The sequence below is a fragment of the Pontibacter sp. FD36 genome (assembly GCF_015686655.1).
Taxonomy (GTDB): Bacteria; Bacteroidota; Bacteroidia; order Cytophagales; family Hymenobacteraceae; genus Pontibacter.
On record NZ_JADPMP010000001.1, the window covers coordinates 89606 to 101698 of the forward strand.

A 12093-nucleotide genomic window follows, 5' to 3' on the forward strand; every position below is an offset into this window, starting at 1 on the left:
CGGGATATGTTAGCAAGAAGAAACTCAGCTAAATCTGTTGGTCAGCCACCACCAATTATCCAGGTACTAAAAGAGGCTAATCCAACCTATGAAGCTGTTTCATGTAAACAGAGATATAAATTAGCAGCACTAGCTTAGAAGTGGATAAAAGACCTTTAAGCATTGCGTGTCGCAGGTATAGTATAGAACGCTTTAATTACCTTACCAGCTTAAAATGTATAAACTTTTGATACTAGTATTATTGCTCGGGACTGGGCAGTATACTTTCGCACAGCACGAACAGCATAAGCCAACCCAGCAACAGCAGACTGAGATCTACACCTGCCCGATGCACCCCGAAGTGCAAACCTCAAAACCCGGTACATGCCCCAAGTGCGGTATGACGCTGGTAAAGAAAAAGCCACAAGCCCCTGCAAAACAACAGCAGCAACAGGCTCCACAAAAAAAAGCTGTTAAAGCCAAGCCTGCTGCCCCAGCAAAGCAACGTGTACAGCAGAAACAAGCACAGCCTGCTCAGAAACAAGCTCAACCTGCTCATCAACATGCACAGCCGACACAGCAAAAGCCAGTCACACCTGTACAGAACCCGGAGGAAAAAGAGAAGCCCATCCACAAAGCAGGACACAAGCCAGAAAGCCCGGGACAGACCTATACTCCTCGCACCGTTCGGTATGACCTGTATGTACGGGATACCTTGGTCAACTTCACAGGAAAAACCAGAAGAGCCGTGGCTATAAACGGGAGCATTCCGGCACCTGCCTTAACCTTTACCCAGGGTGATACAGCCGAGATCTATGTGCATAATGAGATGGATGTGGAAACTTCTATCCATTGGCACGGCGTGTTTTTGCCCAACCGGTTCGATGGTGTTCCCTGGCTTACCCAGCAGCCGATCAAGCCCCATTCCACTTACCTCTACAAATTCCCGATCATCCAGAGTGGTACTTACTGGTATCACAGCCACAGCGCCTTTCAGGAACAAAGCGGCATGTACGGTGCCCTGATCTTTAACAAGGTGAATGAACCGGATATGCCGGCTATACCGATCGTGCTTAGCGACTGGACCGATATGAACCCCAAAGAGGTATACCGTTCCTTGCGGAGCGCCAACGACTGGTTTGCGATCCGGAAAGGTGCTACCCAAGGCTATGCAGAGGCTATAAAGAAAGGCTACTTTGGCACCAAACTTAAAAATGAGTGGAAGCGGATGACGGCAATGGATGTGAGCGATGTGGCCTATGAGAAGTTTTTAACCAATGGGCAGGATATTGCAGAGCAAACCCATTTCACGGCAGGGGATGTAGTCAAACTCAGAGTAGTGAATGGCGGTGCTTCCACCTACTTCTGGCTGACCTACTCTGGTAGTAAGATTACGGTGGTGGGCAACGATGGCAACGATGTGGAGCCAGTGGAGGTGGATCGCCTGATCATTGCGCCTGCCGAAACCTACGATTTGCTGGTCACCATACCCGAGAGCATGCAGTACGAATTCCTGGCTACTGCCGAAGACCGCTCCAATACCACTTCGCTGTGGCTGGGCAGGGGCATGAAAATGAAGGCACAGCGTCTAGGCAAGCTGAACTACTTTGAAGGCATGAAGATGATGAACGACATGATGAAGATGAACGGGGACATGGAGCCGATGGGCATGGAAATGAGCAACCAGCAGATGGATATGAACCGCGTGATGTACCCGGAATCAGCAGCCCAGGACCACAGCATGCACGGAGAAGGGGCGACAAAACCTGCTGCTGATACAAGCATGCAGATGAAGCAGCAGGTTGACACCACCGCACACCAGGGCCATGATATGAAAGGATACGATATGCAGAACATGAACATGAGTGGCAGCAAGGACGAGATGGTCACCCTGAACTATGGCATGTTGCGCGCTCCTGAAGAAACAACCCTGAAGCCCGGCCCGGAGAAAGTATTGCGCTTTGAGCTTACCGGCAACATGAACCGCTATGTATGGACGATGGACAACAAGACGGTGTCAGAGTCGGACAGGATCCTGATCAAAAAAGGGGAGAATGTGAAGATCATCATGTTCAACAACTCCATGATGCGCCACCCCATGCACCTGCACGGGCACGATTTCCGGGTACTGAACAAACACGGAAAACATGCACCTCTAAAAAATGTACTGGACATACTTCCGATGGAGACAGACACGATTGAGTTTGCAGCTTCGGAGAGTGGTGACTGGTTTTTCCACTGCCACATACTCTACCACATGATTGCCGGCATGGGCCGTGTATTCACCTACCAAAACTCACCACCCAATCCTGAGATTCCGGATCCTGAGCGGGCCCAAAAGATGTTTAACCGCGAAGACAAGATTTTTCTGCCTTCAGCGATGGTAGGGCTGGAGAGCAATGGCAGCGACGGAGAGTTTGTACTTGGTAGCTCCCGGTACCAGATCTCCACTGAATGGAGGATTGGTTTTAAGAAGGAGTATGGTATTGAAAGCGAGACCTACTTTGGCCGTTATTTTGGAAAAATGCAATGGCTCTTTCCCTTCGTCGGCTTTGACTATCACTACAATAGTATAGAGAATGAGCCCGAGGAAAACATGTTCGGGCAGCTAAGCAACCAAGATAACCGGAAGGTGGCCGTGGCCGGGGTGCAGTATACCTTGCCTATGCTGATCGTGTCAGAAGCGAGGATAGACTCCAAGGGTAAGCTGCGGTTCCAGTTGCGGCGCGAAGATGTCCCACTAACAAGCCGCCTGCGCCTGAACCTGATGGGGAACACCGATAAAGAATACATGGCCGGCCTGCGATACATTGTAACCAAGTATATATCCCTATCAACGCATTACGACAGCGACATGAAGTATGGCGCTGGGCTTACATTTATTTATTAGGCTGTGTTAGCACAGGAAACAAATGTGCGTTTCTATTCTGGTTCGACATCTAAGGTATAATTAAAACGCTCTGTGGACCACTGCTCCTGGATCTTAATCATTTCAACAGTACTAACCTTTGTACTATCACAGCCAGGCTTTTTTACCTGAATGCTAGTATCATCAGGTGCATAAAATTTGTAGCTTTAAAGATTCATTCAGAACAAGAATTAAAATCGCTCTATACCTTAAAGCCACCTATACCGCTAAACAGCATGAACAGAAATCTTACAAAAACCCTTTATGCCCTTATACTTTGTGGCGCACTTACTTACTGCAACCAGCCAGCGCAGGAGCAGGAAGCTCCTGCCGAGCAGGAACAGGAGGCAGTACATGCCGAACATACGCCGAAAGTGAGCGAGGGAGCAGTCGTGATACAGGACCAGCCAGCGGCGGACACGCTGAAAGGCAGCCTGAAAGCAGAGGTGCACGGGCAGATCGGGAACGCACACATTATGATCAACTACCATTCTCCTGCTGTGCGCGGACGTACTATCTGGGGTGGTCTGGTAGCGTATGATCAGGTATGGGTGACAGGTGCGCACTCTGCCACCAGCCTGACCACGGATAAAGACATTACCATAGGAGGGAAGACATTACCGGCAGGAAAGTATGCCCTGTTCACCATTCCGGGTAAGGACGAGTGGACGGTGATCATCAACAAAAACTGGGAACAGCACTTGGCCGATGACTATTCCGAAGCAGAGGATGTGCTGCGGATCAAAGTAAAGCCGGAAGCAACAGCACAGCCACAGGAGCGTCTGCGCTACCAGATTGTATCGGAGACTGACGAAGAAGGGGCCATCGTCATCACCTGGGATAAGCTAAAAGTAAGCATTCCGGTTGCTGTATAAACAAAAAAGAAAGTCATCTCAAAAAGCCGCTCTGACGACTGTCAGAGCGGCTTTTTGACTTTTAATAATAACCAAAATACATAAATACCTGTATTTCTATACTACTAAAAGCCGCCCTTTCAGCGAGCATTAGCTTCGAGTACTAAACTAAAAACCAATAAAATGGAAAAAGGAAATTATAAGAAATTCTTCCTCATGCTGGGTGTCTCATTTGTCATCATGTACGGGGTAATGTTTCTGAATGCAGACAAGTTCGACCATGTATACCTGAACCTGAACCGCCTTTATATGGCCTTGCTCATGATAGCTCCCATGGCGCTTGTCATGCTGGGGTTTATGTCCTCTATGTACAAAGATAAAAAGCTGAATGGCATCATAGTAGGGGTAAGCCTGGCCGTAATGGCAGGAACCTTTCTACTGCTCAGAAGTCAATCGCTGGTAGGTGACAAGCAGTTCCTGAAGTCTATGATCCCGCATCATTCCTCTGCCATTCTGGTCAGTCAGGAATCCAATATAAAAGACCCGGAAGTGAAGAAACTAACGGAGCAAATCATCGAGTCGCAGGAAAAGGAAATTGCTGAAATGAAGGCGATCCTGAAGAGAATGGAGTAGGTACTTTGCTCACTTTTTCTGCTGGTTTTGTGAGCCATCTCTTTCATTTTCTTGTCTACGCTATTGGCTAGTTATTCATCGGCCATCCGGACTGCTCCTTGAAAGGGGTGGGCTCACATACTGCATGTGCTGATGCAGAAGGCCTATCAGTTCTATCTTATTCTTATCCTACAAAATAATCAGTATTTTAATTGCCGGCGCAGCAACTGCGCATTGATCGCCACGATTACCGTACTCAGGCTCATCAGGGCGGCGCCCACGGCAGGCGATATCATGATGCCTTGGTTATAAAGTACACCAGCCGCCAGGGGTAGTGCGATGACGTTATAACCTGTGGCCCAGATCAGGTTCTGGATCATTTTGCGGTAAGTGGCTTTGCCAAACAGGATAAGCGAGGCGATGTCCTGCGGGTTGCTGTTGACCAGAATAATGTCGGCTGTTTCGGCGGCTACGTCAGTGCCGGAGCCCACGGCTATACCTACATCGGCCTGGGCCAGCGCAGGGGCGTCGTTCACACCGTCGCCGGTCATGGCCACAAACTCGCCCTGGTTTTGCAGTTCTTTCACTTTCTCCTGTTTCTGGTGCGGCAGCACATTGGCCAGGTAACCATCCATTTGCAGTTTGTCGCTCACGCTTTTGGCTACCCGTTCGTTATCACCGGTGAGCAGCAGGTTCCTGATGCCGTTCGCTTTTAGCACGCGGATGGCCTCTGCCGATTCCTCCCGTATCTGGTCGCGCATGGTGATGTACCCGACAGGCCGCTCGTCTATTAACACATACACCACCGTTTCCACACCTTCTTCGGCCTCGCTGGCCGGTACCTGTATGTTGAATTCCTTCAGGTAGTTGGGGCCCACCACCTTCACATCCCGGCCCTCCACCATACCTTCCAGCCCTTTGCCGGGCAGGTAGTTGAAAGACTGGGAGGGAGGCACGGCTATACCTTCTTCTTTCACTCTTCGGAGGATGCCCTGCGCAATAAAGTGCTCGGAGTTCTGCTCCACACCGGCTGCCAGACGCAGCATTTCCCGCTCGTCCACGGACTTGTCAAAGGTCACGACAGCGGCGATTTCGTGTGAGCCCTGGGTGAGGGTGCCGGTCTTGTCGAAGATGACAGTGGTGATGAGGCGGGAGTTTTCGAAAGCGGTGCGGTTGCGGATAAGCAGGCCGTTATTGGCGGAAACAGCGGTGGAGATCGCCACCACCAGCGGCACGGCCAGTCCCAATGCGTGCGGGCAGGAAATCACCATAACCGTCACCATGCGCTCTAGGGCAAAGGCAAATTCCTGCCCCAGTAGGAGCCAGACGGCAAGCGTGCCAAAGCCGGCGAAAAGGGCAATGTAGGTGAGCCACTTGGCGGCACGGTCGGCCAGGCGCTGCGTATCCGATTTCGTCTTCTGGGCATCCTGCACCAGCTTGATCACCTTGTTCAGGTAACTCTCTTTGCCGGTAAACTCCACCCGCACCCGCAGGGCCCCGTTTCCGTTGATAGAGCCTCCGATCACTTTGTCATCTATCGTCTTTTTAACCGGTTTGCTCTCGCCGGTGAGCATGCTTTCGTTCAGGTGACTCTCACCCTCTTCCACCACGCCATCGGCGGGCACTTTCTCGCCAGGCTTCACCAGAATTAAGTCGCCCTTCTGCAGGTCCTCGATTCGCACGCGCACCGTTTCCCCATCCTTGATCAGCATCGCCTCGGCGGGCATCATGCTTACTAGCAGTTCCAATGCCTTGGAAGCGCCCAGCACCGACTTCATTTCGATCCAGTGCCCGAGCAGCATGATCACAATCAGGGTGGCCAGCTCCCAGAAAAAGTCCATTCCTTCTAGCCCGAACACGATGGCAGTGCTGTAGAGGTAGGCTACGGTGATGGCCACCCCGATCAACGTCATCATACCCGGTGCGCCTTTCTTCACTTCCTCAACCAGACCCGTCAGGAAAGGCCAGCCACCATAAAAGTAGATGATGGAGGAAAGCACAAAAGCAATGTACATGCCGTAGGGCACATCCAGCGTAAAGCCCAGAATGTGCTGCACCATGGGGCTCAGGATGATGACAGGTACAGACAGCGCGAGCGAAAACCAGAAGCGCTTTTTGAAGTCCACGATCATCATGCGGTGATGGTCGTGGCCGTGCTCGCCGTGGCCGCTGTGGTCATGCCCGTCGTGCGGCGGGTGGCCGCCGGTGTCTTCGTGCATGGCGTGCTCGTGGCCGTGCAGCATTTTTTTCCCCAAGTGTTCTTTGGCTGCTTCTACGTGATTTTCAGCTTGTTTTTTGGGCCCATGGTGATGATGGTGATGCTCAGGATTGTTCTTCATAACTATCTGATCTGATGTTTAGTACTCTCGCCTTAATTTGCGGGCCAAATCAGGCGTAACAGCATCAGCATATACGCCATATGCATCCACCAAAACTCCCTTCACTCCTTTATCAGAGGAAACAGCATACACGACAGAATTATCATCCGGATTGCTGGCACCTTCAAACCGGTAAACTTCATCAATCTCAAATTCTTCAGGTTTTAACTCCAGGTGTAGCTGCGGGCATTCCAGACAGGTGGGCTGCAAATTAAAGTCTACTGCGTAGCCGCGCTCCCGTAAGTTGTTCAGCGTCTCGACCATCGTATCATACTTGTACTGTTTCATCTATTTAGCTTTAGTAAATATAATGATTTTGTTTGATTCTTTCTTGAAAATTAGTAAATGGAAAAGGCGCAGCTAGGGTGACTGCGCCTTCGGACTTAATGGTGGTGACCAGTCTCCAGGTATTTGCCTTGTGGGCCGACACCCTCTATATGTACGAGCTGAGCGCCATAATGTCCGGCCATGGCCACACAGTAGGCAGCACTGGTAAGAACAAGGGCAACAACCAGCACGCTCCAACGCTTCCCTTTAAACAAGAACTGATTTAACAATTGGGCTATCAGGCCTATTCCTCCTAGGTAGATGGTCCAGTCAGCGTAGAAGTCATGCTGTTCAAGCACCAGCTTGGCATGCGCTGTAAGGCCAGTTGTATGCGGGTGGTCGATTTCAGTTACATAGTAGGCCGTACTAAAGCTGATCAGAGTGGCTACGGTGGTGATCCAATCGAGCTCCTTGCGCAGAAACAGGATGTTGCACAGCTGGACGGCAGCAGCCACTAAAAGCAGCACGATGGGGAAATGCACGATCAAAGGGTGCTTATTTGGAAAATCATCCGGCCTGGCGTGGGCGGAAGCGGGGTCCTGCACGTGGGCTGCGTGCTCTTCGGGTGCTATCTGCTGCGGCGTGAGGGTATCTGGCACCTGCGAAATAGCCTCTGTCCGGGCGGTGCTGCCATGTTTCTCGCCTCCATGTGCGTAAAGCGGGGCTGTATGCATCAGACACAAAAGCAGGATGAATAGCATTGATAAAAGGGTATTTTTCATGATTTGTAAAAATTTAGCATTTATTGGGGTGTGATTAAACAGGATGTAAACTCTGGAAAGTACCTGTCCATGAGAGCTGGCAACACACCAGCTCGTAATATGCTAGCAAAGCGCTGCTGTCAGCCAGGCATTAGAAGCAAGGCAGCACATTAGGCTACACTTCCAGTACTATGCCGGCCCTCGGGCAGCTTTTTAATTTATAAAGCTGTAATCTCTTTGTCCATGGGTACGCATATGTCAATACAGGTTATCAATGGGTTGACGATCCGCTCCGCCCTGCTTCTTGTATATACTGGGGCTTATGCCGGTTACCTCTTTGAACTGCCCAGACAGGTGTTGCAGGCTTCTATAGCCTAACTTGGCCGCAATGGTACCAAGAGGGAGCTCTCCATAGGTTAGCAGTTCTTTAATGCGTTCCACCTTCTGCAGTATGATGTATCTGTTCAGGGCAATTCCCTCAGATGCTTTAAAGGCCGTACTGATTGTAGCGTAATCCTTCCCAAGCTCCATGGCCAGGTGCGTGGACAGATTTGTAGATAGGGTGGCAAGCCTGTCTGCAGAGATCAGGTCAATAACAATTACCTTGATGCTTTCCACAAGCTTTTCTCGCTTGCTGTGAAGCAGTTCAAACCCTTTGCTAACCAGTGCCGCTTCTATAGCGGTTTCATCCAACCGGTCACTCTGCTCGATTAGGGCCGTGCCAAGCTTTACTTCCAGTACATGCAGGCCGAGGTTTTCAAGTTCCTGGCGCACTACCATGATGCAGCGGGGACACACCATGTTTTTAATGTGTAGCACCTTGAGGTGCCGACTCTCTTCACTCATTTTCACGAATTGAATATGAAGCGAAATCCTTGCTTCACTTGTTGGACAAACTAATTTAACACGACGCTGAAAGCCTTTCTGCATACCAGGAATTTGGTATAGGGCAGGGGACAGAAGGTCGTCTGCATCGGTGCTTGAAAGCATAGGCTTTCAAGCACCGATGCAGAACAAGTACAGTTTGTGCATCAAATAATAAGAGAGTGCAGGAATACCCTGATATCGGGTATTTTAGGTACAGGGGCATCGGGGGGAGTATACGTTACATCTGTAATATGGCTCTTGTACAGGAAACCCAGCACTGCCTGATAGAAGGTGTCCATGAAGGCAATAGGTGCTTTTACAAGCTGGGAAAGCTCCACGGATGGGGAGGCTTTGAGAAAAGGAGCGTACTCTTGTTCTACGCAACAGCCAGTGTCTTCCGTTGACGAAGCAGGATGCTCACCGCTTTGGTGTGCACTCCTGTCACCGTGATGCGCGGATGTAGGGGTTCCATGTCCAGGAGAGTGACTGTGTTCTCCATGCCCCGTGCTATGGTGGTGTGCTGTAGAAGCGACAGGTTGAAGCCGCTGTACCAGGTGCGGCAGGTTGCAAGCCAGCTGAACAAGGTACAAGTGTACGAAGACCGTTAGGAGAAACAGTCCCGTAAAACTTATATTCTTGTTATGCCTGGTTCTTTTCATGAAGCAAAGCTGCAATCGGACAGGGTACTGCCCGATGCGCATGATAAATATAAAGAAAAAGTATTACCTAAACCTACTCTTAGGCAGGGCACGACTGGCTACTTGCTGCATCGCCTCCGTTCGGACTCACTCGCCAAATACTTCGTACCGACCTTGGCAGGCGCACAGGTATAATAAGTTAAGTCATGCGTGAGCCACAGTTTGACCCACGCATGAATGGTTTTAGTTGAACACTTCCTCGATGCTACCGCATTCTAGCATGCTCTCGCCAAAGTATGGGTTACGGATTTCCCCATCAGCGCTCAGCCAGTAGGCGCCTTGGTTGTTGTTGGCCATGGGGCAGTGCTGGTAGAATAAAGTAGCGGTGGAAGCACCAAAGGCTTTGGTCAGGGCAAAACTAGCTTCAGAAAGCAACTCTAACTGGCCACGCTGCACCGCCAGATCAGCTGCCTCTGCCATTTTGGAAGCGCTTTGTTTGACCTCTGCTATTCTTTCTTCCACAAAGGCTTTTTGTTCTCCTGCCAGTCCTGCCGCATCTACTTTTTCAGCTGCAGCCAGCAGCGTTTTGGCTTCATCCTGCGCTTGCTGAGCATCAGAAGCAACCAGGTTGTCTTTCAGCTTCAGGAAGCTGTCCAACACTGCAGCAATTTGCTCTTTTACAGGTGCTGCTACAGCTGTGTAGTCCGGAGCCTCTACTACTAGTGAGTTACTGGCAGGCATTTCATCACCATGTGCCATGCCTTCATGGTGTTCGTGGCTTTCTGTTTCGGTTGCAGAGGTTTCTTGTTTAGCCTCTGAACAGGAGGTAAACAGAAATGCTGCCAGGGCGGCGGCGATTAGGGGTTGTTTCATCGTTGGTTTGGTTAATTGTTTATGTAAGGATTTAATTTAAATTCAACTGGACTTAAAGAAAGCAGTGAGACAAACAGTGAGCAGAACGTTACAACCTGTTCCGGTATTCTCCTTTTACTTCCATGTTACTGCATGTACTTCCGGTAATTTTCTTCAGAGGCAAAGTAGAGCACATCGCCGTTGGCACCGCCGGGTTTCAGGGCGATGAAGGCCAGCGACTTGTCCACCTCCTCCCCGGTTACCGGATCAACGGCATGGCGTACTTTCCGCTGCTGCTGGATGGTGTTTACGCACATTTCGCAACAGCCGTAGTACATTTTGTTTTCGAATGGTACAGGGAACTGCTTTTTACCCATATAGGCGTTGTTGACCATACAAACCAGGTCTTTAGGCAGGCCCTCCCTGGTCATCAGGTCTTCCGCGGAAGGATCAGCCTGTGTTTGGGGAGTGGCAATCGCCATGTGGTTTGCGTGGGGGACGGGTGCCGCTGCAGTTGTTTGGGCCGCGGCGGCAGCCTGGGTCTCGGCGGTCTTTTCTGAAGTGCACGATGCCAGTAGGATTGCTGACAAGGCTGCGGTATACAGCAGGTTCTTTTTCATGGACAAGGAAATAAATTAAGTTGTAAACTGTTCAAATAACACCAGCCCGAGGGCCAGCAGTAGAGCCAGGTAGAGCAGCCGCTTCGGCCAGCTGTTCTTTTTTTCAGGCGCTTGCTCATCGCCGGTTCTGCAACATTCCTTCATCGTATACTTAGTGCTGATGGCCGGCCATCGGGTCAGCCCCTTGCTTCAAAACAAACTCGCTGTACAGAAGGTAGGCCCCGCTCACCACGACCCTGTCGTTTTCCTTTAAGCCGGAAAGAATGGCCACGCTGTCGGCGCTCGCTGCTCCCAGTTTTACCATTTGAGCTTTGAAGGTATCCTTGCCCGACTGCACCCACACATGGCTGCCTTTGCTGTCCCGGAGCACCGCATCGGTTGGCAGGGTAAGGGACTTGCCGTTCGGGTTGCGCAGGATAACGCTTGCCTGCATGCCCGGCAGGTATTGCTGGTTGGGGTTAGGGAGTTCGGCGCGAAGGGTGGCCACCTGGCTACCTGCCTTGAACTCCGGACTGATGAAGGTCACTGTTGCGGAGACGGGCGTTTGACTGAAGCCTTCGACCGCGACTTTCAATGCATCGCCTTCATTTACACGGGCAAGCTCCTGGGGATACACTTCGGCTTCTACCCAGATTTTGTCGAGCCTGCCCAGGCGGTACAGAATCCCTCCCTCAGCCACGTACTGGCCTTCGGCTGCTGCGACTTCGGTCACCACACCGCTAACGGGGGCGACAAACGTGATACGCGGGCTCACCTGCCCGGAACTAGCCAGACGTTGAATTTGCGCCTCTGTCAGTCCGTATAGCAGGAGCTTCTTTTTGGCAGCTTCCAGAAAGGAAGTGAAACGCGGGTTTTCTTGCCCCAGCTCCTGGTTTTGCCGGAGCGCCAGCAGGTATTCGCGTTGCAGCGTCAGCAGCTCTTCCGAGTACAGCTCGTAAAGCGGCTGTCCTTTTTTTATAGGCTGGCCGCTTTCTTTCAGGTATAGCTTCTCGATGCGGCCGGCGGCGCGGCTGCTCACCACATCGGTCTGCGTTTCGTCGAGCACCAGTTTGCCGGTAAGGATCGCGTTGCTCCCCACGGAGCCAAACTTGATGCGTTTGGTTTTGATGTTGCCCAGGGCAATCTGGCTTTGGCTCAGCATCAGTTCCCCGTTTTCCTTACCCGTCTGTGACACCGGCACCAGGTCCATGAAGCAGATAGGGCAGGTACCGGGCTCGTTCTGAACGATCTGCGGGTGCATCGGGCAGGTATAGGTTGCTGATTCGCCATCAGCATGCGTTTTTTCCTCCACCGAACAGGCAGCTACAAGTATAGCTGTCAGCAGGAAGAGTATGTTCAAATATCGTCTCATGGGTCT

12 protein-coding genes are annotated in these 12093 nt (G+C 51.1%); 4 read left to right on the plus strand and 8 right to left on the minus strand.

The features are described from left to right. The first annotated feature begins 226 nt into the window (after positions 1-226). The 3 genes from I0P70_RS00405 (at position 227) to I0P70_RS00415 (ending at position 4374) form a co-directional block, all read left to right on the plus strand. A complete protein-coding gene (locus I0P70_RS00405; protein ID WP_230391908.1) occupies positions 227-2869 on the plus strand; it encodes a multicopper oxidase domain-containing protein in 2643 nt (880 codons plus the stop codon). 254 nt (positions 2870-3123) lie between these two features. Then, positions 3124-3762 (plus strand): DUF2911 domain-containing protein, encoded by a 639-nt coding sequence (locus tag I0P70_RS00410; RefSeq protein WP_188501696.1) that lies wholly within the window; start codon positions 3124-3126, stop codon positions 3760-3762. 162 nt (positions 3763-3924) lie between these two features. Then, positions 3925-4374 carry a DUF305 domain-containing protein gene (locus I0P70_RS00415; protein ID WP_188501697.1) on the plus strand — a complete coding sequence of 150 codons (450 nt, stop codon included), beginning with the start codon at positions 3925-3927 and terminating at the stop codon, positions 4372-4374. A 179-nt stretch (positions 4375-4553) separates the two neighbouring features. Here the strand turns inward: I0P70_RS00415 and I0P70_RS00420 are convergent, their stop codons facing one another. The 5 genes from I0P70_RS00420 to I0P70_RS00440 form a co-directional block, all read right to left on the minus strand. After that, positions 4554-6692, minus strand: a complete 2139-nt coding sequence (locus I0P70_RS00420) for a copper-translocating P-type ATPase (protein WP_196114266.1) — start codon at positions 6690-6692, stop codon at positions 4554-4556. An 18-nt stretch (positions 6693-6710) separates the two neighbouring features. Further along, complete coding sequence (locus tag I0P70_RS00425) at positions 6711-7019, minus strand: phosphoribosylpyrophosphate synthetase (RefSeq protein ID WP_168194102.1); 309 nt, start codon at positions 7017-7019, stop codon at positions 6711-6713. Between the two features lie 95 nt (positions 7020-7114). Further along, positions 7115-7759 (minus strand): hypothetical protein, encoded by a 645-nt coding sequence (locus I0P70_RS00430; RefSeq protein ID WP_230391909.1) that lies wholly within the window; start codon positions 7757-7759, stop codon positions 7115-7117. Positions 7760-8017: 258 nt separating this feature from the next. Continuing rightward, positions 8018-8605 carry an AraC family transcriptional regulator gene (locus I0P70_RS00435; protein ID WP_188501699.1) on the minus strand — a complete coding sequence of 196 codons (588 nt, stop codon included), beginning with the start codon at positions 8603-8605 and terminating at the stop codon, positions 8018-8020. A 397-nt stretch (positions 8606-9002) separates the two neighbouring features. After that, a complete protein-coding gene (locus I0P70_RS00440; RefSeq protein ID WP_196114267.1) occupies positions 9003-9209 on the minus strand; it encodes a hypothetical protein in 207 nt (68 codons plus the stop codon). 58 nt (positions 9210-9267) lie between these two features. Between I0P70_RS00440 and I0P70_RS00445 the strand changes: the two genes are divergently transcribed. Continuing rightward, positions 9268-9459 carry a hypothetical protein gene (locus tag I0P70_RS00445; RefSeq protein ID WP_196114268.1) on the plus strand — a complete coding sequence of 64 codons (192 nt, stop codon included), beginning with the start codon at positions 9268-9270 and terminating at the stop codon, positions 9457-9459. A gap of 48 nt (positions 9460-9507) precedes the next feature. Here the strand turns inward: I0P70_RS00445 and I0P70_RS00450 are convergent, their stop codons facing one another. The 3 genes from I0P70_RS00450 to I0P70_RS00460 form a co-directional block, all read right to left on the minus strand. Next, positions 9508-10137: a DUF3347 domain-containing protein gene (locus I0P70_RS00450; protein WP_188501701.1), complete on the minus strand. Its 630-nt coding sequence runs from the start codon at positions 10135-10137 to the stop codon at positions 9508-9510. A 125-nt stretch (positions 10138-10262) separates the two neighbouring features. Further along, positions 10263-10736: a hypothetical protein gene (locus tag I0P70_RS00455; RefSeq protein WP_196114269.1), complete on the minus strand. Its 474-nt coding sequence runs from the start codon at positions 10734-10736 to the stop codon at positions 10263-10265. A gap of 151 nt (positions 10737-10887) precedes the next feature. Continuing rightward, a complete protein-coding gene (locus I0P70_RS00460) occupies positions 10888-12087 on the minus strand; it encodes an efflux RND transporter periplasmic adaptor subunit (protein WP_196114270.1) in 1200 nt (399 codons plus the stop codon). Positions 12088-12093: the final 6 nt, after the last annotated feature.